At 72.6% G+C, this 21315-nt stretch carries 16 protein-coding genes; 10 read left to right on the top strand and 6 right to left on the bottom strand.

Annotated elements, in window-relative coordinates:
- Nucleotides 1–133 precede the first annotated feature (133 nt).
- The 3 genes from ACZ7MF_RS01505 (at nucleotide 134) to ACZ7MF_RS01495 (ending at nucleotide 6649) form a co-directional block, all read left to right on the top strand.
- Nucleotides 134–2731 (top strand): D-alanyl-D-alanine carboxypeptidase, encoded by a 2598-nt coding sequence (locus ACZ7MF_RS01505; RefSeq protein ID WP_471473868.1) that lies wholly within the window; start codon nucleotides 134–136, stop codon nucleotides 2729–2731.
- 219 nt (nucleotides 2732–2950) lie between these two features.
- Nucleotides 2951–4828, top strand: coding sequence for an MFS transporter (locus ACZ7MF_RS01500; RefSeq protein ID WP_471473867.1), 1878 nt, complete (start codon nucleotides 2951–2953; stop codon nucleotides 4826–4828).
- A gap of 237 nt (nucleotides 4829–5065) precedes the next feature.
- The gene (locus ACZ7MF_RS01495) at nucleotides 5066–6649 is read left to right on the top strand and encodes a sodium:solute symporter family protein (protein WP_356855608.1); all 1584 of its coding nucleotides are present in this window, start codon (nucleotides 5066–5068) and stop codon (nucleotides 6647–6649) included.
- 67 nt (nucleotides 6650–6716) lie between these two features.
- Here ACZ7MF_RS01495 and ACZ7MF_RS01490 read toward each other — a convergent pair whose 3' ends face one another.
- Both ACZ7MF_RS01490 and ACZ7MF_RS01485 read right to left on the bottom strand, forming a co-directional pair.
- A complete protein-coding gene (locus ACZ7MF_RS01490) occupies nucleotides 6717–7127 on the bottom strand; it encodes a VOC family protein (RefSeq protein WP_003974546.1) in 411 nt (136 codons plus the stop codon).
- 249 nt (nucleotides 7128–7376) lie between these two features.
- Complete coding sequence (locus ACZ7MF_RS01485) at nucleotides 7377–8492, bottom strand: ADP-ribosylglycohydrolase family protein (RefSeq protein WP_471473865.1); 1116 nt, start codon at nucleotides 8490–8492, stop codon at nucleotides 7377–7379.
- A gap of 235 nt (nucleotides 8493–8727) precedes the next feature.
- Here ACZ7MF_RS01485 and ACZ7MF_RS01480 point away from each other — a divergent pair, with 235 nt between their 5' ends.
- The gene (locus tag ACZ7MF_RS01480) at nucleotides 8728–9942 is read left to right on the top strand and encodes a serine hydrolase domain-containing protein (RefSeq protein ID WP_471473864.1); all 1215 of its coding nucleotides are present in this window, start codon (nucleotides 8728–8730) and stop codon (nucleotides 9940–9942) included.
- A gap of 46 nt (nucleotides 9943–9988) precedes the next feature.
- On the opposite strand, the gene ACZ7MF_RS01475 is transcribed toward ACZ7MF_RS01480, so the two are convergent.
- Nucleotides 9989–10702: a hypothetical protein gene (locus ACZ7MF_RS01475; RefSeq protein WP_471473863.1), complete on the bottom strand. Its 714-nt coding sequence runs from the start codon at nucleotides 10700–10702 to the stop codon at nucleotides 9989–9991.
- 51 nt (nucleotides 10703–10753) lie between these two features.
- Here ACZ7MF_RS01475 and ACZ7MF_RS01470 point away from each other — a divergent pair, with 51 nt between their 5' ends.
- On the top strand, nucleotides 10754–11263 hold the full coding sequence (locus tag ACZ7MF_RS01470) for a DUF2165 domain-containing protein (protein WP_471473862.1): 510 nt from the start codon (nucleotides 10754–10756) through the stop codon (nucleotides 11261–11263).
- Here ACZ7MF_RS01470 and ACZ7MF_RS01465 read toward each other — a convergent pair.
- Entirely contained in the window at nucleotides 11247–11810 is a 564-nt protein-coding gene (locus tag ACZ7MF_RS01465; RefSeq protein WP_471473861.1) for a hypothetical protein, read from the bottom strand. The two genes, ACZ7MF_RS01470 and ACZ7MF_RS01465, sit on opposite strands and share 17 nt — an antisense overlap.
- A 151-nt stretch (nucleotides 11811–11961) precedes the next feature.
- On the opposite strand from ACZ7MF_RS01465, the gene ACZ7MF_RS01460 reads away from it, so the two are divergent.
- Entirely contained in the window at nucleotides 11962–12417 is a 456-nt protein-coding gene (locus tag ACZ7MF_RS01460; RefSeq protein WP_471473860.1) for a VOC family protein, read from the top strand.
- A gap of 25 nt (nucleotides 12418–12442) precedes the next feature.
- Here ACZ7MF_RS01460 and ACZ7MF_RS01455 read toward each other — a convergent pair whose 3' ends face one another.
- Nucleotides 12443–15046, bottom strand: coding sequence for a bifunctional FO biosynthesis protein CofGH (locus ACZ7MF_RS01455; RefSeq protein WP_471473859.1), 2604 nt, complete (start codon nucleotides 15044–15046; stop codon nucleotides 12443–12445).
- Nucleotides 15047–15234: 188 nt separating this feature from the next.
- Here ACZ7MF_RS01455 and ACZ7MF_RS01450 point away from each other — a divergent pair, with 188 nt between their 5' ends.
- From ACZ7MF_RS01450 to ACZ7MF_RS01435, 4 genes are all read left to right on the top strand, one after another.
- Nucleotides 15235–16758: a CehA/McbA family metallohydrolase gene (locus ACZ7MF_RS01450; RefSeq protein ID WP_471473858.1), complete on the top strand. Its 1524-nt coding sequence runs from the start codon at nucleotides 15235–15237 to the stop codon at nucleotides 16756–16758.
- Between the two features lie 70 nt (nucleotides 16759–16828).
- Nucleotides 16829–17239 (top strand): nitroreductase family deazaflavin-dependent oxidoreductase, encoded by a 411-nt coding sequence (locus ACZ7MF_RS01445; RefSeq protein ID WP_356855624.1) that lies wholly within the window; start codon nucleotides 16829–16831, stop codon nucleotides 17237–17239.
- A gap of 102 nt (nucleotides 17240–17341) precedes the next feature.
- Nucleotides 17342–20314 carry an SARP-family global regulator AfsR gene (gene afsR, locus ACZ7MF_RS01440; protein ID WP_471473856.1) on the top strand — a complete coding sequence of 991 codons (2973 nt, stop codon included), beginning with the start codon at nucleotides 17342–17344 and terminating at the stop codon, nucleotides 20312–20314.
- Between the two features lie 204 nt (nucleotides 20315–20518).
- Nucleotides 20519–20743 carry a hypothetical protein gene (locus ACZ7MF_RS01435; protein WP_471473855.1) on the top strand — a complete coding sequence of 75 codons (225 nt, stop codon included), beginning with the start codon at nucleotides 20519–20521 and terminating at the stop codon, nucleotides 20741–20743.
- Nucleotides 20744–20815: 72 nt separating this feature from the next.
- Here ACZ7MF_RS01435 and ACZ7MF_RS01430 read toward each other — a convergent pair whose 3' ends face one another.
- Nucleotides 20816–21313 (bottom strand): hypothetical protein, encoded by a 498-nt coding sequence (locus ACZ7MF_RS01430; protein ID WP_471473854.1) that lies wholly within the window; start codon nucleotides 21311–21313, stop codon nucleotides 20816–20818.
- Between the last annotated feature and the right edge of the window lie 2 nt (nucleotides 21314–21315).

Here is a 21315-nt window from a genome sequence, read left to right as displayed (position 1 = left end):
AGGGTGCGTGACCGCTTCGTAGTGGAACCAGTAGGTATGTCGTTCTCGTCTTCCGCGTGGGTTCCACCCGTACACAGGACACTGGTAAATGGTTTCGGTACGGGTTCGGCAGCGCGCACAGGACGTGCGGCGCATGGAGGAGGCATCGGTGGCGGGCGAGTCCCCCGACAGTTCGAAGCAGCGCGAGTCGTCGGAAGAACCGACGTCGGGGAGCGCGGGTCCGGTTCCCGAAGCCAGGGCCGAGGCGAGCGAGACGCGTGATCCGCGGCTGGCGGTGACACGGGAGGACGCGAAGCGCTCCGCGGGGTCCGCCGGGTCCCGGTCCGGTGGCGGCGTCGACACGGCGACGCGGGTGCTGTCGGTCCGCGGGGCCGGGCCGGAGGCGGAGGCGGAGGCCTCCGGCGAGGACGACGACGCCGGGGCGCCCGACGCGTCCTCGGACACCCCTGCCGCTCCGGAGCGGTCCGAGAGCCCCGACGGCTCCGAGGGCGCCGACGTGCCGCCCGCCGAGGGGAACGACGGCCGGCTCAGGGACGCCGTCGCGGCCTGGGTGGCCACCGCGGACGAGCGTGCCGCCGCCAACGCGCGGCTCGAGGACGCGCCGGACGCGGAGGAGTCTTCGCGGGGCGACGACACCGAGGCGCCCGAGGACGCCGGGGACGGGCCGGGCCGTGCGCCCGCCGCCCCGCAGGACACCGAGGGGGCCGAGGGGGCCGACGGTGACACCGCCGACGGCGCGTCCGGCGCGGGCTCGCCCAAGGGCTCCGACGCGGACGCGGCCTCGGACGGGGACAAGGGATCGTCCTCCGCAGCCGACTCGGCCCCGGACACGGACGCCGAAGCCGACGCCACCCCCGACTCGGGCCCCGGCACGGACCCGGGCCCGAAGGCCGCCCCGGAACCGAAGATCGCCCGCGAGCCGGCCGCCGACGCGCAGGCGGCGTCCACCCGCGACGGCGACGCCGACGGCGGCGACGGTCCCGGCGCGGACTCGGGTCCGGGCCCGGAATCGAAGGCGGACCCCGAGCCGGGCTCCGACGCGCAGGCGGCGTCCAGCCGGGACGGTGAGGGCGACACTGACGGCGGCGACACCGGTGACGGTCCCCCGCCGGTCGATCAGCCCACCGCTGTGTTCAAGGCGCCGCGGCCGGACAAGCCCGCGGTCGACCAGCCGACGACCATGCTGAAGCTCGGGGACGCCGCCTCCGCCGCCAAGAAGGCCGGGCAGAAGGCCGGGCAGAAGGGTGACGCTCCCGTGCGGTCCGCGGGCGACGCCGAGCGGACCAGCAAGTTCGTGGCGTTGCGGAACCCGGACCAGCCGGCGACCCGCAAGCCCCCGGAGTCCCAGACGCCCCCCGGCGACGCTCCGAAGGCGCCGCAGGCGCCCCGTACGGGGGTGACCGCCGCCAGGTCGCACGTCGGGCCCGACCGGACCACCCAGCAGCCGCTGCCGCCCAAGCCGCCGCTGGACCTGCTGGCGGAGCTGACGAACACCCCGCCGCCGCCGGAGACCCCGCTGCGGACGACGGTGCGCCGGGTCAAGATCTGGACGCCGCTCGTCGTCCTGCTGGTGATCATCTTCGGTGTCGTGCAGTCCATGCGCCCGCTGCCCGCGCCCACCCTCGACCTCACGGCGCAGGACAGCTTCTCGTTCGACGGCGGCAAGCCCCAGATCCCGTGGCCCGAGAGCGGTCAGGCGGCGCTCGACGTGCAGGGCATCGGCTCGTTCGGTTCGTCCGGCGACCAGAAGCCCGTGCCGATCGCGAGCGTGGCCAAGGTCATGACCGCGTACCTCGTCCTGCGCGACCACCCGCTCAAGAGCGGCGCCGAGGGCCCGAAGATCAAGATCGACCAGGCGGCGGAGGACCAGTCGCAGGCCGGTCAGGAGTCGACGGTCGACGTCTTCGCGGGCGACTCGATCTCCCAGCGCGAGGCCCTCCAGGCCATCCTGATCGCGTCCGCGAACAACGTGGCGCGTCTCCTCGCCCGCTGGGACGCGGGGTCGGAGAAGGCGTTCGTGGCGAAGATGAACGCCGCCGCCAAGGACCTCGGCATGACCAACACCACGTACACCGACCCGTCGGGGCTGAACAACACGACGGTGAGCACGGCCGTGGACCAGGTGAAGCTGGCCAAGGCGGCGATGAAGGAGCCCGCCTTCCGCGAGGTCGCCGCGATGATGTCGTACAACGACTACAAGGGCGAGAACCACGGCAACTGGAACCAGCTGGTCGGCCACAACGGCGTCGTCGGCATCAAGACCGGCACCACCACCTCCGCGCTCGGCAACCTCGTCTTCGCGGCGGAGAAGAAGGTCGGCGGCGAGACCCGGACCATCGTCGGGGCCGTGGTGCGCCAGCCGGACGTCGGCGGGGGCATTCTCGCCGCCGCGCTGGACTCCAGCGACGAGCTGATCCGGGCCGCGCAGGACACCCTGAAGTCGTCGACGATCCTGAAGAAGGGCAGCGTCGTCGGGTACGTCGACGACGGCCTCGGCGGCCGGACGCCGGTCGTCGCCACGCAGGACGTCAAGGCCGTGGGCTGGGGCGGACTGACCGTGAAGCTGACGTTCACGGCGGACGAGGTGCCGCACACGGCGAAGGCCGGGACCAAGGTCGGCACCCTCACGGTCGGCGACGGCGGCACCAGCGGCGCGGTGCAGGTGCCGGTGGCCCTGGGAGACGACCTCGTCGAGCCCGGCCTGTCGGACAAGCTGACCCGCCTGGGCTGACGGCCGGCCCGTCCGGGCCCCGGCGACACCCCGCGCTCCTCGCCCCCGCGGCCGCCCGGCCGCGGGGGCGTTCGCGTCCCCGGAGGTGCTGTGAGGGTCCCGAAAGGGAGGAGGCAGCGGTGCGGGGACGCGTGCTAGCGTCGCCAAACGGGGCAGTCGCCGGTCGTGGGAACGGGACACGGCCCAAAGAAGAAGACGGGACACGGGGAGTGCCTTCAGGTGGCCACTGCGGAGCCGACACGCGCCGACGACGCCGATCCGGGTTCGGGAGCCGACCCGCGACCACGCGTACCCGCGCCCCGCAAGGACGACGGTGAGTCCCGGCCTGCCGGGCAGCGGCCGCCCGCCGAGCCGGAAGCGCCCTCGGCGGTGAACGCCGCCTTCCTGGCCCTGCGCGAGCGCATGCTGCGCCATCCGGTGCTGTCCGTGACCGTCCTGGCCGGGGTGCTCCACATAGCGTGGTTCTTCACGTTCGCGAACAGCGGCGGCGACCTCGCGGCGCAGGACGCGTGGGCCGAGTTCGTCGGCCGGCACCCGGCCTCGGCGTACAACCTCGCCTGGTACGGCGGCATGCACCCGGTGTCGTACAGCGTGATCTCGCCGTACCTGATGTCGGTGCTCGGCGTGCGCACCACGATGATGATCGCGGGGACGCTGTCGGCCGGGCTGCTGACGATGATCCTGATCCGCAGCCGGGTGGTCCGCAATCCGCTGTGGGCGTCGCTGGCGGGGCTCTTCGCGCTGCTGGGCAACGCGGCGTCGGGGCGGGTGACGTTCGGGCTCGGCATGATGTTCGGTCTGGGCGCGGTCGCCGCGGTGTTCTGCTGGCCGTACCGGTGGCGGCACGAGCGCTGGGCCAAGGGGCTGTGCGCGGCGCCGCTGGCCGCGCTGTCCACGATGGCCTCGCCGGTCTCGGGGCTGTTCGTGGGCCTGGTGGCGGTCGCCCTGTTCCTGCAGAAGCGCCGCCCGGGGGCCTGGGCGCTGGGCGTGGCCCCGAGCGTGGTCGTCGCCCTGTCGGCCGTGCTGTTCCCCTTCTCCGGCACGCAGCCGATGGGGTTCGGCTCGGCGGTGCTGCCGATCGTGTACGCGGGCCTGATCTACTGGTTGGTGCCGAGCACCTGGAAGACGGTGCGGATCACGTCGGCGGTCTACGGCCTGTCCGTGCTGCTGGTCTGGCTGATCAGCTCGCAGATCGGCTCCAACATCACGCGGCTGCCGATGCTCTTCGCCGGGGTGGCGCTGGTGGCGGCGCTGCCGTTCACCGCGGTGAAGTCGCGCAAGTGGTACGCGCTGGTGGTCTCGATCGTCGGCTTCGTGGGCTGGATCGGCTTCAAGTCGACCGATGACATCATCCACACCACGCCCGCCGCCTCCTGGGCGCGCGAGCTGGCGCCGCTCGTCAACGAGCTGCAGGAGGTCGGCGCGGGGCGGGGCCGGGTGGAGGCCGTGCCGGCCCGCTCCCACCGGGAGGCCTCGGCGCTCGCGCCGTACGTCAACCTGGCCCGCGGCTGGACCCGCCAGGCGGACATGGAGCGCAACCCGCTCTTCTACGACGACACGCTCAACTCGGCGAACTACCACGAGTGGCTGAAGCGCTGGGCGGTGCACTACGTGGTGCTGCCCAAGGGCGAGCCGGACGGGGACGGCGGCAAGCGCGAGCGGGAACTGCTGCAGCGGGGCCTGCCGTACCTGAAGCAGGTGTGGGGCGACGCCAACTGGCAGCTGTTCCAGGTCCTCGACCCGACGCCGCTGGCCGAGCCCGACGCCGTCGTCCAGCGGGCCGAGCAGGACGAGTGGACCATCGACGTGAAGGAGCCCGGCCGCATCCTGATCCGGATGCCGTACTCGCCGTGGCTGAGCCTCGTCGACGAGGAGGGCAACAAGCTCGAGCCGCCCCAGGAGACGGAGGCCTCCGAGGACGCTCCGGAGGGCACGCCGAAGACGTACGACAACGTCAACGGCTGTCTGACGGAGACCGAGGAGACCGCCGACGGCGACGTGTGGACGACGCTCGTCGCGCCCGAGGCGGGCACGTACCGGCTGTCGGCGCCGTACGGCCTGAAGCGGGGCACGCCGTGCCCGGACGAGCTGAAGTAGCGGACCGGGCGGCCCCGGGCAGGGCCGTCGGACACCCTCACAGACGTTCATGTAGGTGAACGCAGGTCAGTAAGTCGAACCTTTTTACTTGCTCTTGACCTTCCGCTTCCTTGTCGTGCCCGCGTCGTCGCACCCACGATGAGCGGGCACTTCGCGGCCTGCCACGCCCCTACCCCGCTCGTGCGAAGTGCCAACCAGCTGAGCGGAGTTCACAAGGCGGACCCCGGAAGGGGGCACATGAACGGTCTCGACTGGTCCGTGCTCATCGGCTACTTCGCCGTCATGGTGGCGATCGGTGTCTGGTCGCACAAACGCGTCGACGACGTCAGCGACTTCTTCACGGCCGGCGGCAAGATGCCGTGGTGGCTGTCCGGCATCTCGCACCACATGTCCGGCTACAGCGCGGTGATGTTCACCGGCTACGCGGGCATCGCCTACACCTACGGCGTCACGTCCTTCGTGACGTGGTCGTTCCCCATCGCGCTCGGCGTCGCCATCGGCTCCAAGCTGTTCGCGCCGCGCATCAACCGGCTGCGCTCACGGCTGCACGTGGCCTCGCCGCTGGAGTACCTGAAGAACCGGTACAACCTGCCCACCCAGCAGGCACTGGCCTGGTCCGGCATGCTGCTGAAGATCGTGGACGTGGCGGCCAAGTGGGCGGCCATCGCCACCCTGCTGTCGGTCTTCACCGGCATCAGCCTCAACCAGGGCATCCTGATCACCGGCGTCATCACGGGCATCTACTGCACGATCGGGGGCCTGTGGGCGGACGCGCTGACGGAGCTGGGCCAGTTCATCATCCAGTTGCTGGCCGGCGTCTCCATGTTCGTGGCCGTGGTCCTGAAGCTCGGCGACCACGGCGGCTTCTTCGGCGTCTGGGACGAGCCCGCCCTCCAGGGCCACGGAAAGCCGCTGGTGGGCCCGTACGGGACAGTGTTCCTGCTGGCCTTCCTCTTCATCAAGCTCTTCGAGTACAACGGCGGCATGCTCAACCAGGCCCAGCGCTACATGGCCACGCGCAACGCCCGGGAGGCGGCGCGGGGGGCACGGCTGTCGGCGGTGCTGTGGCTGGTCTGGCCCGTGGTGCTGTTCTTCCCGATGTGGATGTCACCGCTGCTGGTGGAGTCGCAGAAGGCGGACGGTTCCGACTCCTACGCCCTGATGACCGAGCAACTGCTGCCGCACGGGCTGCTCGGCCTGGTCATCGTCGGCTTCTTCTCGCACACCATGGCCATGTGCTCCTCGGACGCGAACGCCATCGCGGCCGTGTTCACCCGTGACGTGGCGCCGGTGCTGTCGAAGCGGGCGCGCGGCTGGGGGCAGCGGTCCGGGCTGCTGGCGGCCCGGCTGACGACGGTGATCTTCCTCGGTCTTTCGATGGCGGTGGCGACGCAGGTCGACTCGCCGACGTTCAAGGACATCATCACCGTCGTGATCAAGTGGGTCGCCGGACTGATGGGCCCGATCGCGATCCCGATGATGCTCGGTCTGCTGCGGCCCTTCCGCCGCTCGGGCCCGACGGCGGCGCTCACCAGCTGGGGCCTGGGCCTGATCGCGTTCTGGCTGGTCAACTACCCGATCAACTGGAGCGTGGACGGCGGGGTGCCCCTGGAGTACCAGGTCTCCGTCCCGCTGGCGGTCTCGCTGGTCCTGTACATCGCGATCGGCTACCTGAAGCCGGAGGACACCCCGGAGCGGCTGGCGATCATCGAGCGCGTCAACACGGACGGGGACGACGACGCCTCCGGCGCCGCGGCCGCGATCCCGACGCCCGCGGGCGGGGTGGACGACGCGGTGGGCCGCAGCCGGGTGGGCGACTAGGACCAGGGCCCGGTAAGGGAAGGGCGTTCGGCCGGTGACCGCGGACCGTGGTCACCGGCCGTCCGCTTCAGCGCAGTTCCTGGATGCGGATCTGGTTGCCGGCCGGGTCCCGGAAGGCGCAGTCCCGGATGCCGTACGGCTGCTCGGTCGGCTCCTGGACGATCTCGGTGTTCCCGGCGCGCACCTTCTCGAAGGTGCCGTCGAGGTCCTCGGTGGCCAGGAGGATCCACCCGTAGGTGCCCTTGGCCATCATCTCGGCGATGGTGCGGCGCTCGCCGTCGGTGATGCCGGGGTCCACGGCGGGCGGCGACAGAAGCAGCGAGACGTCCGGCTGGTCGGCCGGTCCGACCGTGATCCAGCGCATCTTGCCGTTCCCGACGTCCTTGCGGACCTCGAAGCCGAGGACGTCCCGGTAGAAGGCCAGGGACGCGTCCGGGTCGTCGTGCGGAAGGACGGTGGTGTGAATGCTGATGTCCATGGCAGCCACGCTAGCCGGGGCCCACGGACCACCGCTTCTCGAAACCTGACGGTTGTGCCGGGGCAGGGCCTGTCCGGCGGATCAGGTCGCAGGAAAGAAGCGGTACTTCGTCGACGCTGGTGAGCGGAGTCTGGTGTGTGCAGCTGCAAGGCGGAGGAGGGCGACAGGGCGGAGCCCTGGCAACCGACGACAACGCCGCAGATGCACGTGCCAGACCCCGCGTCTGCGGCATGATCCGCCGGACAGGCCCTAGCCCCGCGGGTACCGCGTCAGCCAGCCGGGCGACGAGCCCGCCGGGCCGTGGAGGGCGGGGCCCTGGGTCATCTCCATGGCGAAGTCGTCGGCCAGTTCCAGGACGGTCGGGCGGCCCTCCAGCTCGGCCAGCCAGGCCGGGGGCAGCGCCGTCTCGCCGTGCAGGGCGCCGAGCAGGCCGCCGGTCAGCGCGCCGGCCGCCGCCGAGGCGCCGTCGTGGTTCACGGCGAGCCGCAGCCCGTGCCGTACGTCCTCGCCGACGAGGGCGCAGTACACCGCGGCGGCGACCAGACCCTCCCCCGTGCCCGCGCCGATCAGCTCGGTCACCCGCGCCGGGGTCGGCAGTCCCTGCCGTACCGCGCCCAGTGCATGCTGGAGGGCGTCCGTCACGGGCTCGTGCCCCGGCCGGGCGACGAGCAGCGCCAGGGCCCGCTGCACCGCGGCGTCCAGGCTCTCGCCGCGCGCCAGCCCGTGCACGATCACGGCGTACGCGCCCGCCGCCAGGTAGCCGGTGGGGTGGCCGTGGGTCTGCGCCGCGCACTCCACGGCGAGCTGGGCGACCAACTGCGGTTCCCAGCCGACCAGGAGCCCGAACGGCGCCGAGCGGGCGGCGGCCTCGGGGCCGCGCTCGCCGGGGTTCTTGGGCGCCTCGGGGGTGCCCATCGTCTCGTCGCCGAGACCGAGCAGCAGGGCGCGCGGGGCGTCCCGGCGGACGTACAGCCACTCCTCGTGGGCCAGCCAGCCGTCGTCCTTGCGCCGCAGGTCGGGCCCCCAGTCGCGCTGGGTGGCGGCCCAGCGCCGGTAGGCCCGGTGCAGGTCGGTCGGCGGATGCCAGGCGCCGGTGTCGCGCCGTACCTGGGCCCGGATCAGCCCGTCCACGGAGAACAGGGTGAGCTGGGTGAGGTGGGTGACGGCACCGCGCCGGCCGTGGGCGGGCGCCAGGTCGGACAGGCCTTCGGGGCCGTGGGCCTCCCGGATCGCGTCGAGGGCGAGGGAGTCGACGGGGGCGCCCAGGGTGTCCCCGACGGCCACGCCGAGCAGCGTCCCGCGCACCCGGCTGCGGAAGTCCTGCTGCTCGGCACGCCCCCAGACGGCGCCGGCTGTCCCGCCCACCTGGACCTCCCCTCGGCACTGTCCACACCACTGTCCGTACGTACGACGTCCAGCACTGTATGCGAACGCGGACGGTCGGTTCAGGGCCACAACGGGCGGGATCAGTGTGGAAACGCTCACGGCCGGAGGTGGAGGAAGGTACACCCCGGTTCCGCCGCCTGGCCCCATCGAGCGGGCGGCCGGTTCGCGAAAGGCTCAAGGCGTTCCGAGAGCAGCCTTGTTGAGAGGAAATCCCGTGTCCGTTCGTCTCCCCGCCTCCGTCCCGTCCAAGCCGAGGAAGCAGCGCGGGCGCGTGCTGTCGGTGGTCGCCGCGCTCGCGGTCCTGGGCGGCGGACTCGCCGCGACCGGTTCCCTGGCCTACGGCACCCCGGGCCACCCCGGTCATCGCGACGCGGTGCGGGAGGGCGCGAAGGACCTGGTCCGCGAGGACGGTTTCCCCGCCGCGCTGGTCGCCGACCAGGGACGTGACGGACGCGTCCGCGACTACACGGCGGGCACCGGCGACCTGGCGACCGGCGCGTCCGTGCCGGTCAACGGCCAGGTCAGGGCGGGCAGCAACACCAAGGCCTTCACCGCGGCGGTCGTGCTCCAGCTGGTCGGCGAGGGCAAGGTGAAGCTGGACGAGCCGATCGAGACCTACCTGCCGGGCCTCGTGCACGGCGACGGCATCGACGGCGGCCGGATCACCGTGCGCAACCTGCTCCAGCACACCAGCGGCCTGCCCGACTACGTCCAGACGCTGGGCCTGGACCCCTTCAAGGTGCAGGACACGTATTACAACCCGCGTGACCTGATCGACCTCGCCCTGAGCCAGAAGGCGGCGTTCGAGCCCGGCGCGAAGTGGCAGTACAGCAACACCAACTACGTCCTGGCGGGCCTGCTCGTCGAGAAGGTCACGGGCCGCCCCTTCAGCGAGGAGATCACCGAACGCGTCATCCGCCCCCTCGGTCTGAAGGACACCTACTGGCCGGGCGCCGGCGAGCGCGGCATCCGCGGCGCCCGACCCAAGGGCTACGCCGCGGCCACCCCCGGCGCACCGCTGGAGGACATCACCCGCCTCGACCCGTCCCAGGCCTGGGCCGCCGGACAGCTCGTCACCACCCCGCGCGACCTCAACCGCTTCTTCTCCGCCCTGCTCGGCGGCGAGGTCCTGGAGGCCGCCGAACTGAAGGAGATGCAGACCACGGTCCCGGTGACCGAGGGCGCCCCCGCGCCCGGCACCGGATACGGCCTGGGCCTCTTCCGCACCCCCCTGTCCTGCGGCGTTCAGCTGTGGGGCCACGGCGGCTCCATCCACGGCTACGAGACCTACGGCGGCGCCACCCAGGACGGCCGCGCGGCCACGGTGGCGACCACGGCCCTGTCCAGCTCGGTGGCCGCCGAGCCGGCCGACATGATGGCGGCCCACCAGCACGTCTTCGACGTGGTGGACACGGCCGTCTGCGAGTAGCGGCCACGCGCCCGGGCCCGGTCCGCCACGAAGGTGCGGGCCGGGTTCAGCGGCTCAGCGACGCGCGCCACGCGTCGGCGAGCGCGTCGAGGTCCCCGCGCCGCTCGTTCCTCAGGTCCCGCGCCTCCTCGGTCCTGGGGTCCAGGAGGTGGCCGAGGGGCATGGCACGGCGCCGGAAGCCGACGCCCTCCCACAGCGCGGCGATCTTCTCGCCGGCCCGCCGGTACTCGGCCTCGCCCATGGGGCGGTCCGGGAACTCCGTGGGGTGGGTGGCCGCGAGAACCGCGCTGCAGCCGTCGGCCAGGGTCCAGACGGCCTCGGCCGCGAGGACCGGCCCCAGTCCGAAGCCCCGCCAGGCCTCGTCCAGTCGCATGTCGAAGAGGACGAGCAGGTCGCCGTCGCAGGTCGTCATCTCGTCCCGGAACTCCTGGGCGTAGCCGCCCCGGCCGAGGTCGTAGACGCCGAGGACCAGGTTGGACAGGTCCGTGTCGTAGGCCTCCGCGTCGGAGAACGGGAACGGGCTGAACCGCTCGTCCATCCGCAGGCGGAAGAGCCTCATCGAGCCGATCTCGTGCTGGACGGTCTTCTTCGCGGACCACTTCGGGCGGTCCAGGTACCGGCTCGACCGGACGGACACGTGCCACTCGTCGAAGCCGTTCTCGTCCCCCTCCGAGCCGACGAAGTGCCACGTCCGGTACTCCAGGTTCAGCCGGCGCGGGTCGCCCGGCAGCTGGTGGGCGGAGCGCCTCGGAGAGATCACGTTCTCGACCCTACCCACGCGTGGCGGCTCCGACTTCGCAATAGTGCTGCCATGACCAACATCCCCCGCAGCACCCTTTTACTCGCGTCCACCGTGCTCACCGCGGTCCTCGCCCTGTACATCGCCCTCGTGGCCCTCGGGAACATCACGGACTTCGACAACAACCAGCAGTACGTGCATCACGTCCTCGCGATGGACACGACGTTCAAGGACGACGACCTGATGTGGCGGGCGATCACGAGCAAGGGTCTTCAGGACACCGCTTATGTGGCGATCATCGTGTGGGAGACCGCGGCAGCGCTCGTGCTGATCTGGGCGACCTGGCTCTGGATACGCCGGCAGCACGCTCCCGCGCGGCGCTTCACCACGTACGGCACGCTCATGCTGATGCTGCTCTTCGGCGCCGGGTTCCTCGCGATCGGCGGGGAGTGGTTCGCGATGTGGCAGTCGGAGGACTGGAACGGGCTGGACGCGGCGACGCGGGTGCTGCTGTTCAGCGGCGTCGTGCTGATCGTGGCGCATCTGCCGTCCGGCGAGGCGGAGGCTAGGCGACCACAGTGACCGTCGTGCCGGACGTGCCGAACTCCCAGAGTGCGTCCCCGTCCGCCTTGGGCACCCGTATGCCGCCCGTCCTGGCACCGTCGGCGGGCGGCGGCGGGGAGGAGCCGTCCACGGCGTTGGAGAAGGCGACCCAGACGCCGTCCTCCTGGGTGAAGTACATGATCTGCTCGACCCGGACCCCGTCGGATCCCGTCGTCGGGTCCTGGCGGCGGGTGCCGACGCTGTACTTGCCCGGATCGGGGTCGACCGTGCCCGGCCACACCTTGAAGGAGCGCCGGGTGGCGTCGCTGGCGTCGACCAGCCACACCCGGTCCTTGCCGACCGAGTAGACGACGCGCCGCCCGGTGCCGGAATCCGCCGGTACCGGGGCCGGCGCGGTCTCCTTCGGCGTGGGGTGCGCGTCCGCGGACGCCGACGGCTTCGGCTTCGTCGCCACGGCGGTGGGGTGGGGCCCCTGGTCCGCCTGCACGGCCAGGACGGTCACCGCCGCGATCGCGCCCACGGTCAGACCGGAGACCCACGCCCATGAGGGAAGTCGGGCAGGCACGGGCACGCATCTCCTCAGCTACGAGAACCCCGACACACCGGGGGCCCGATCATCGTACTGCGCACCCGCGGCACTCCCGAAGCGCGCGCCCCCGCCCAGGGCCCGCCGCGAGAGAGGGCCGACTGTCAGACCCGTCTGGGATGCTCCCGCGATGGAGATGACAGTGCAGCTGACAGTCGACTGCTCCGATCCGCAGGCAATGGTCACCTTCTGGGCCGAGGCCCTGGGCTACGTTCCCGAGCCTCCGCCGAGCGGGCACACCACGTGGCGTGCCTACTGGGCGGCGATCGGGGTGCCCGAGGAAGAGCTGCCGGCCGGTGCCGGGGACATTCCGGAGTCGATCGTCGATCCCGCGGGACACGGACCGAGGGTGTGGTTCCAGCAGGTTCCGGAGCCGAAGACCGCCAAGAACCGCTGGCATTTCGACCTGAAGGTCGGCGGGGGCCGTGACGTCCCGCCGGACGTCCGCGCGCAGCGGGTCAGGAGCACGGTGGAGCGGCTGGTCGAGGCCGGTGCCACCGTGCTGCGGATCAAGAACGAGCCGGACACGGGGTTCTACGCCACCGCCATGCAGGACCCCGAGGGCAACGAGTTCGACGTCGTCTGAGGGCTGGTGCCCTGCGCGGCAGCCGCTAGTCCAGGACCGGCAGCAGTTCCGGCAGGTGGCCGTCCGAGTCCCGCGCCGCCCGCTGCCGCTCCTCGGGGACCGGGCCGTACAGGGTGGTGCGCGGCCTGGCCGGGCGGCCCGCCGCGTCGGCGACCGCGATCAGGTCCTTGACCGACTTGTACGACCCGTAGGACGAGCCCGCCATGCGGGAGATCGTCTCCTCCATGAGGGTGCCGCCCAGGTCGTTGGCGCCGGAGCGGAGCATCTCCGCCGCACCCTCCGCGCCCAGTTTCACCCAGCTTGTCTGGATGTTGGGGATGTGGGGGTGCAGGAGGAGGCGGGCCATCGCGGTTACCGCGCGGTTGTCCCGGAGGGTGGGTCCGGGCCGCGCGATGCCCGCCAGGTACACCGGCGCGTTGGTGTGGATGAAGGGGAGCGTCACGAACTCCGTGAAGCCGCCCGTGCGCTGCTGGATCCCGGCGAGGGTGCGCAGGTGGCCCAGCCAGTGGCGGGGCTGGTCGACGTGGCCGTACATCATCGTGGAGGAGGAACGGATGCCCAGTTCGTGGGCCGTCTCGATGACCTCGATCCACGTCGCCGTGGGCAGCTTGCCCTTGGTGAGGATCCAGCGGACCTCGTCGTCGAGGATCTCCGCCGCCGTGCCCGGGATCGAGTCCAGGCCCGCCTCCTTGGCCGCGCCCAGCCACTCGCGGATGGACATCCCCGTGCGGGTGGCCCCGTTGACGACCTCCATCGGCGAGAAGGCGTGCACGTGCATGCCGGGGACCCGGGCCTTCACCGCCCGCGCGATGTCGAAGTACGCCGTGCCGGGCAGGTCGGGGTGGATGCCGCCCTGCATGCAGACCTCGACCGCGCCCACCTCCCACGCCTGCTGGGCGCGGTCGGCGACCTGGTCCAGGGAGAGCGTGTAGGCGTCGGCGTCGGTGCGGCGCTGGGCGAAGGCGCAGAAACGGCAGCCGGTGTAGCAGACGTTGGTGAAGTTGATGTTGCGGGTGACGATGTACGTCACGTCGTCGCCGACCACCGACCTGCGCACGTCGTCGGCGATGCCGCACAGGGCGTCCAGCGCCGGGCCGTCGGCGTGCAGGAGGGCGAGGGCCTCGGCGTCCGTCAGCTTCGTCGGGTCGTCGGCCGCCGTCGCCAGCGCGGCCCGCACGTCGGTGTCGATGCGCTCGGGGGCCATGCCGGGGGCGGCGGCCTCGCGCAGGGCGCCCCAGTCGCCGTACACCTCGTCGAAGTCGTCGCGGCGGTCCGACGTACGGCCCTCGGTGTCGATGGTGGCGTGCAGGTCGGTGCGGCCGGTGGCGGTGAACGCCTCGTCCGGTTCCTGCCACGCGTGCCCCTCGACCACCGCGTCCTCGCGGGCCAGGCCCGTCTCCGGGTCGGCGAGCGCCGCCACGTGCGGGCGCAGCCGCGGGTCCAGCCAGGGCTCGCCGCGCTGCACGAACTCCGGGTACACGCAGAGACGTTCCCGCAGTTCGAAGCCCACCGCCCGGGACTTGGCGGCGAGTTCGTCGATCTGCGGCCAGGGGCGCTCGGGGTTGACGTGGTCGATGGTGAGCGGGGAGACGCCGCCCCAGTCGTCGATGCCCGCGCCGATCAGCCGCTCGTACTCCGCGTCCACCAGGTTGGGCGGGGCCTGGAGGCAGGCGGAGGGGCCCATGATGTGCCGGGCGACGGCGACCGTGGCGACCAGCTCGTCCAGCTCCGCGTCCGGCATGCCGCGCATCGCCGTGTCGGGCTTGGCGCGGAAGTTCTGGATGATCAGTTCCTGGATGCCGTGGTAGGCGCGGGAGACCTTGCGCAGCGCGAAGAGCGACTCGGCCCGCTCCTCGTACGTCTCGCCGATGCCGATGAGGATGCCGGAGGTGAAGGGGACCGAGGAGCGTCCGGCGTCCTCCAGGACGCGCAGGCGTACGGCGGGCTCCTTGTCCGGCGAGCCGTGGTGCGGGCCGCCGGGCTCGGACCACAGGCGGGTCGCGGTGGTCTCCAGCATCATGCCCATGGAGGGTGCGACGGGCTTGAGCCGCTGGAAGTCCGTCCAGGTCATGACGCCGGGGTTGAGGTGCGGGAGCAGCCCCGTCTCCTCCAGGATGCGGATCGAGATGGCGCGGACGTAGGCGATCGTGTCGTCGTACCCGTGCGCGTCCAGCCACTCCCTGGCCTCCGGCCAGCGGTCCTCGGGCTTGTCGCCGAGGGTGATGAGGGCTTCCTTGCAGCCGAGGGCGGCGCCCTTGCGCGCGATGTCGAGCACCTCGTCCGGGGACATGAACATCCCGTGGCCTGCCCGGCGCAGCTTGCCGGGGACGGTGACGAAGGTGCAGTAGTGGCACTTGTCCCGGCACAGCCGGGTCAGCGGAACGAAGACGCTCTTCGAGTACGTGATGACGCCGGGCCGCCCGGCGGCCTCCAGGCCCGCGTCCCGGACCCGGGCGGCCGACGCGGTGAGGGCGTCGAGGTGCTCGCCGCGCGCCTGGAGCAGCACGGCGGCCTCGGCGGCGTCGAGGGCGACGCCGTCCCGGGCGCGTTTGAGGGCGCGACGCATGGAGTTCTCGGTGGGCCCTGCGGGGTCGGCGGGTCCGGTTCCGGAGGTCGCGGAAGTCGTCATCCTTCGAGCATACGAGCGGCGTGATCAGCACGGGTGCCCCGTCCCGCCGGCCCACCGCACGGTTTCCGGTCCTCCATCCGTCTCCCCCCTTCCCTTGCCCCGCAGTTCACGGCTCAATACGAGGGTTGCACGCACCAACCCCTGCACCACCCATGCCATGTCATCGACGACACCTGGGGAGCAGCAGCATGTGCGAGGACGACCACGAGCAGAAACACGCCGGGATCGGCAGACGCGCGGTGTTCGTGACGGGAGCCGCCGCCGCGCTTACGTTGGCGACCGTGAGCTTCGCTTCAGCGGCGGGCGGTACGGGCCCGCGGACGAGGACCGTACGCGGCACCCTGCCGCCCGGCTCCCCCGACTTCGTGTACGTCCCGGTCAAGGTCCCCCGGGGCGTGCGCGAGATCCACGTCGCCTACACCTACGACCGTCCCACCGTCCCGGCCGGTACCCAGGGCAACGCGCTCGACATCGGCCTCTTCGACGAGCGCGGCACCGACCTGGGCGGCCGGGGCTTCCGCGGCTGGTCTGGCGGGGCGCGCACCGAGTTCTTCGTCCGCGCGGACGCCGCCACGCCGGGCTATGTCCCGGGGCCGGTGCGGGCGGGCACCTGGCACATCGCGCTCGGCCCGTACACGGTGGCCCCGCAGGGCCTGTCGTACGAGATCACGATCACGCTGACCTACGGCGAGGAGGGCGAGACCCCGCGGCCGGTGTACCCGCCCGAGCGGGCCGGGGGCCGGGGCCGCGCCTGGTACCGGGGCGACTGCCACCTGCACTCCGAGTACTCCGACGGCCGCTACACCCTCGCGGAGATCGCGGAGCTGGCGCGGGCGGCGGGCCTGGACTTCATCAACTCCTCCGAGCACAACACGCACTCGGCGCACGCGCACTGGGCCGAGCTGGCCGGGGACGACCTGCTGATCCTGCTCGGCGAGGAGGTGACCACCCGCAACGGCCACGTCGTCGCGCTGGGCACCGATCCCGGCACCTTCGTCGACTGGCGCTACCGGGCCCGCGACAACCGCTTCGGCCGGTTCGCCCGGCAGATCCGCCGCGCCGGCGGCCTGGTCGTGCCGGCCCACCCGCACGCCACCTGCATCGGCTGCAACTGGAAGTTCGGGTTCGGGGAGGCGGACGCGGTCGAGGTGTGGAACGGCGCCTACACGCCCGACGACGAGGTGGCGCTGGCCGACTGGGACGGCATGCTGGTCGCCTCGGTGCGCGACGGGCGGCGGGACTGGATCCCGGCGATGGGCAGCAGCGACTCCCACCGCTCCCCCGACGTGATCGGCCGCCCGCAGACCGTCGTCCTCGCCGACGACCTGACCCGCGGGGCGATCCAGGAGGGCATCCGGGCGGGCCGGTCGTACGTGGCCGAGTCGTCGAAGGTGTCCCTGTCCTTCACCGCGTCCGGCGGCCGGGGCGAACACGCCGGGATCGGCGAGCGGCTGCGCGTGGCGGACGACACCCCGGTCACCGTCCGCCTGGAGGTGGCGGGCGCCCCGCGCTGCACGGTGCGCCTCGTCACGGACCAGGGCGTGCTGTTCACCGGCGATCCGCTGCCGGTGTCCGGCGCGGGCGTCGTCGAGTGGCGCACGACCGCCTCGTACGCGGCCTACGTACGGGCGGAGCTGCGGCACGAGGCGGCGGCGGGTCCGCTGCCGGGGGCGCTGGCGGCGTTCACCAACCCGGTCTTCCTGGGGAGTTAGGCTCCAGGGGCCACCGGGCTCCCCGGGACCGACCGCGGGGCCCCCGAGCGAGACGGAGCGCGGACCCACGATGCCGAAACCGCCGAATCCCGAGCGGAAGTACCGGACCGTCACGGCCTTCCAGCGCCGGCTGAACGCCGTCGTGCGCCGGCTGCCCGGCCAGACCCTCCTGGAGACCACCGGCCGGGTCTCCGGTCTCCCCCGCCGCACACCGGTGGGCGGGCGCCGGGAGGGCGACTCCTTCTGGCTGGTCTCGGAGTTCGGCGAGCGCTCGCAGTACATCCGCAACATCCGGGCCGATCCGCGGGTGCGGGTGCGCATCCGCGGCCGCTGGCACCCGGGGACGGCCCACCTCCTTCCCGACGACGACCCGCTCGCCCGCCTGCGCCGCCTCCCCCGCTTCAACAGCATGGCGGTGCGGGCGATGGGCGTCGGGACGGGGCTGCTGACGGTACGGGTGGAGTTGGAGGGGCAGGGGTAAAGAAGCTGATGAAGAACCTGTGATCGGCGTCTCCCACGGCTGACGTGGTCGGCATGAACAAGGCAAACTGACGTGGTTGCTCAGGATGTCTAGGGGGACGGCATGGACGGTGGACCGCGGGTTCCGGAGCAGCGGCGTCCCGGATTCCCGGCGGAAGAGGAGGATTCGGGCGCGCTGCGCTTCGGTGTGCTCGGGCCGGTGCGCGCCTGGCGGGACGGGGAGACGCTGACCACCGGCTCCCCGCAGCAGCGCGCGCTGCTGGCCGCCCTGTTGCTGCGCGAGGGCCGTACGGCCACGGCGGGCGAGCTGATCGACGCCCTGTGGGGCGAGGAACCGCCGTCGCAGGCGCTGGCGGCGGTACGGACGTACGCGTCCCGGCTGCGGAAGGTCCTCGACCCCGGGGTGCTGGTCAGCGAGTCGGGCGGGTACGCCGTGCGGGGCCTCGCCGAGGGGGCGTTGGACCTGGCGCGGGCCCAGGACCTGGCCGCGGCGGCCGAGAAGGCCAGGAGCGCCGGGGACCTGTGCCACGCCCGTGACCTGCTGCGCCGGGCGCTGGCCCTGTGGGACGGCGAGGTGCTGGCCGGAGTGCCGGGACCGTACGCGGAGACGCAGCGCGTCCGCCTCGGCGAATGGCGGCTCCAACTCCTCGAAACACGCCTCGACATGGACCTCGACCAGGGCTGTCACGCCGAGGCGGTCTCGGAGCTGACGGCGCTCACCGCGGCGCACCCGCTGCGCGAACGCCTGCGCGAGTTGCTGATGCTGGCCCTGTACCGCAGCGGCCGCCAGGCGGAGGCCCTCGCCGTCTACGCGGACACACGCCGCCTGCTCGCCGACGAACTGGGCGTCGACCCGCGCCCCGGCCTCCAGGAACTCCAGCAGCGCATTCTCCAGGCCGACCCGGACCTGGCCGAGCCCTCGGCGGCCGCCGCGGAGACCGCGACGGCCACGGTGCGTCCGGCACAACTCCCTGCGACGGTGCCCGACTTCACCGGCCGCGCGGCTTTCGTCCGGGAGCTGAGCGACGTACTGTCCGCCGCCTCCGGGGAGTCGGCCTCGGGCCGCGTGATGGCGGTCTCGGCGCTGGCCGGTATCGGCGGCGTCGGCAAGACGACCCTCGCGGTGCACGTCGCCCACCAGGCGCGGGCCGCCTTCCCGGACGGGCAGCTGTACGTCGACCTCCAGGGCGCGGGCGCGCGGCCCGCGGAGCCGGAGACGGTGCTCGGCTCCTTCCTGCGGGCCCTGGGCACGGCCGACTCGGCCATCCCGGACTCCCTGGAGGAGCGCGCCGCCCTGTACCGCTCCGTCCTGGACGGCCGCCGTGTCCTGGTCCTGCTGGACAACGCCCGCGACGCCGCCCAGGTCCGGCCCCTGCTGCCCGGCACGGACGGCTGCGCGGCGCTGGTGACGGCACGGGTGCGGATGGTGGACCTCGCCGGGGCCCACCTGGTCGACCTGGACGTGATGTCGCCCGAGGAGGCGCTGGCCCTCTTCACGAAGATCGTGGGCGAGGAGCGGGTCGCCTCGGAGCGGGAGGCGGCGCTCGACGTGGTCGGCGCGTGCGGGTTCCTGCCGCTGGCGATCCGCATCGCCGCGTCCCGGCTGGCCGCCCGCCGCACCTGGACCGTCTCGGTCCTGGCCGCGAAACTGGCGGACGAACGACGCCGGCTGGACGAGCTGCAGGCCGGCGACCAGGCGGTGGAGGCCACCTTCGAACTGGGCTACGGCCAGCTGGAACCGGCCCAGGCCCGCGCTTTCCGCCTGCTGGGCCTGGCCGACGGCCCGGACATCTCCCTCGCGGCGGCGGCGGCCGTCCTGGACCTCCCGGCCGAGGACACGGAGGACCTCCTGGAGTCCCTGGTCGACACCTCGCTGCTCGAATCGGCGGCCCCGGGCCGCTACCGCTTCCACGACCTGGTCCGCCTCTACGCGCGTGCGTGCGCGGAACGGGACGAGGACCGGCCGAGCGAGCGGGGGGCGGCGCTGTCGCGCCTGCTGGACTTCTACCTGGCGACGGCGGCGGGGGTGTACGCGATCGAACGGCCGGGCGACCGGCTGGTGGACGGTCTGGAGCCGACGGAGTACCCGGGGCTGACGTTCACCGAGGGATCGGCGGCGCTGGACTGGTTGTACACCGAGGCGGCGCCGCTGCTGTCGTGCGTGCGGCAGGCGTCCGCGTCGTCCCGGCTGCGGCGCGCCGTCGACCTCCTGTGGGCCGCCAAGGACCTCACCGAGTCCGGTGCCAACTCCCACCAGTACGAGACGACCGCCAGGGGGATGTGCGAGGCCACGCGCGCCGCCGGCGACACCCTGGCCGAAGGGCGGGCACGAACGGTGCTCACCGACGTCCTGTTGGTGAGCGGCCGCATCCCCCAGGCGGAGGAGGAGTCGCGGCTGGCCATGCGGCTCGCGGAGTCCGTCGACGACGCCGTCGCGGTGAGCTGGGTCGCCAACAGCCTCGGACTCATCTGCTTGCACCAGGGGCGGCACAACGACAGCAAGCCGTTCTTCGAGCGGGCCATCGACGGATTCCGCGCCCTGGGCAACCGTCCCCCGGAGGCGACGGCCCTGTGCAACCTCTCGCGGGCCCACCTGGGGGCCGGCGCCGTCGCGCAGGCCGTCGACTTCGCGAGGCGGGGGCTGGACGCGCACGCCGAGTTCGGCAGGACCGTGCGGCTCGCCAACAGCCATTACGCGCTGGGCATCGCCCTCAACCGGGCCGATCGGCACACGGAGTCCCTCGGACACTTCTCCGAGGCCCTGACGATCTTCACCGCGCACCGGCAGCGGCTGTGGGAGGGCACGACGAACTACCGCATCGCCGAGGTCCACCTCGCGGCGCAGCGTCCGGCGCAGGCGGCCCAGCACGCCGAACAGGCCCTCGCGCTCGGCTGCATCGGCGGCGACCGCATGCAGGGCAACGTGCTGATCCTGCTGGGCCGCGCCCTGGCCGGTCTGGAGCAGACGGACCGGGCCAAGGCCTGCTGGAGCAAGGCCCTGCGGCTGTACGAGCAGGAGGGCGCCGAGGAGGCGAGCGAGGCGAGGGCCCTGCTCAGGCCCGCTTCGGCCGCCTGAGCCCGGTACGTACGACGGGCGTTCAGCATTCGTTTATCGCCCCCCGGCATTGTCGTACCCGTCACACCGTCGCGTCGGGGGGCAGACGGTCTGACACGGAGCGCGACCAGTTATGGTGCGGCTCCGAACGCCCGTCCGGCGGCCCACGGGGGAGCCCCCGGACGGGCGTTCGCCACACGTCGTTACAGCGGAGGGACCAAGCCCATGAGCGAGAACCAGAAGGACACGAAGGCCACGGCCACGGGCGAGGCGGCCACCGACGAGAACATCACCACACTCGAGAACCCGATGCCCACGCCGCCGAAGGACGGGGCCGTCACCACGCTGGAGAACCCCATGCCCAGCGGACCGGCCAAGCCCGACGTCAGGACGATGGAGAACCCCATGCCGGCCCCGCCCGCCCTGGACCTGGACGGCGACGGCAAGTAGACCCTTTTCCCGCACGGGGATCGGCCGCGGCGGCGCGGAGGGGAGCCGCCGCGGCCGACGTGTGCCCGGGGTTCAGGAGACGGGGTCGGGCTGGCTCACCTCGCAGTGGTCCGGGGTGCCGGAGCCGTCGAAGGGGACGCGGACCGCGCTCACGCCGTCCGGGGGGACGGTGACTTCCTCGGTGCCTTCGTCGATCGTCGTGCCGTCCGCGTCCTTGAAGAGGACCGTGACCGGGAACGTCTGCTCGACGGCGTTCGGGTTGCTGACCTCGACGGTGGACCACGGCTGGTCCACCATGACGCAGGTGATCAGGTTCAGGACCGCGCCCTCCACCTCGCCGCTGCCGCCGCCGCTGCCCGTGTCGTCGCCGTAGGTGTCGTCGTCGTCCTTGTAGGCGTCGCCGCCGCCCGAGGTGGACGACGAGCCGTCGTGGTCCTGGCCGGAGCTGCTGCAACCCCCGCCCGACCCGTCACTCCCGTGGCCGTGGCGGCCGGTCGAGAAGCCGGTCAGGCTGAGGACCACCAGTGCCGAGATCGCCGTGTACCTGAGTGCTCGCCCCCGTGTCGTCATGA

It is taken from the genome of Streptomyces sp. NPDC111628, from assembly GCF_055635195.1.
The sequence above is the reverse complement of the archived record's forward strand: the minus strand, read 5'-3'. Positions and strand labels throughout refer to the sequence as shown.

What these genes read in the sequence shown, in the direction of transcription:
- ACZ7MF_RS01490 (WP_003974546.1), bottom strand. Translation starts at nt 7,127, where the DNA reads ATGGACATCAGCATTCACACCACCGTCCTTCCGCACGACGACCCGGAC.
- ACZ7MF_RS01450 (WP_471473858.1), top strand. Translation starts at nt 15,235, where the DNA reads ATGTGCGAGGACGACCACGAGCAGAAACACGCCGGGATCGGCAGACGC.
- ACZ7MF_RS01445 (WP_356855624.1), top strand. Translation starts at nt 16,829, where the DNA reads ATGCCGAAACCGCCGAATCCCGAGCGGAAGTACCGGACCGTCACGGCC.
- ACZ7MF_RS01470 (WP_471473862.1), top strand. Translation starts at nt 10,754, where the DNA reads ATGACCAACATCCCCCGCAGCACCCTTTTACTCGCGTCCACCGTGCTC.
- ACZ7MF_RS01495 (WP_356855608.1), top strand. Translation starts at nt 5,066, where the DNA reads ATGAACGGTCTCGACTGGTCCGTGCTCATCGGCTACTTCGCCGTCATG.
- ACZ7MF_RS01435 (WP_471473855.1), top strand. Translation starts at nt 20,519, where the DNA reads ATGAGCGAGAACCAGAAGGACACGAAGGCCACGGCCACGGGCGAGGCG.
- ACZ7MF_RS01505 (WP_471473868.1), top strand. Translation starts at nt 134, where the DNA reads ATGGAGGAGGCATCGGTGGCGGGCGAGTCCCCCGACAGTTCGAAGCAG.
- ACZ7MF_RS01460 (WP_471473860.1), top strand. Translation starts at nt 11,962, where the DNA reads ATGGAGATGACAGTGCAGCTGACAGTCGACTGCTCCGATCCGCAGGCA.
- ACZ7MF_RS01455 (WP_471473859.1), bottom strand. Translation starts at nt 15,046, where the DNA reads ATGACGACTTCCGCGACCTCCGGAACCGGACCCGCCGACCCCGCAGGG.
- afsR (WP_471473856.1), top strand. Translation starts at nt 17,342, where the DNA reads ATGGACGGTGGACCGCGGGTTCCGGAGCAGCGGCGTCCCGGATTCCCG.
- ACZ7MF_RS01430 (WP_471473854.1), bottom strand. Translation starts at nt 21,313, where the DNA reads ATGACGACACGGGGGCGAGCACTCAGGTACACGGCGATCTCGGCACTG.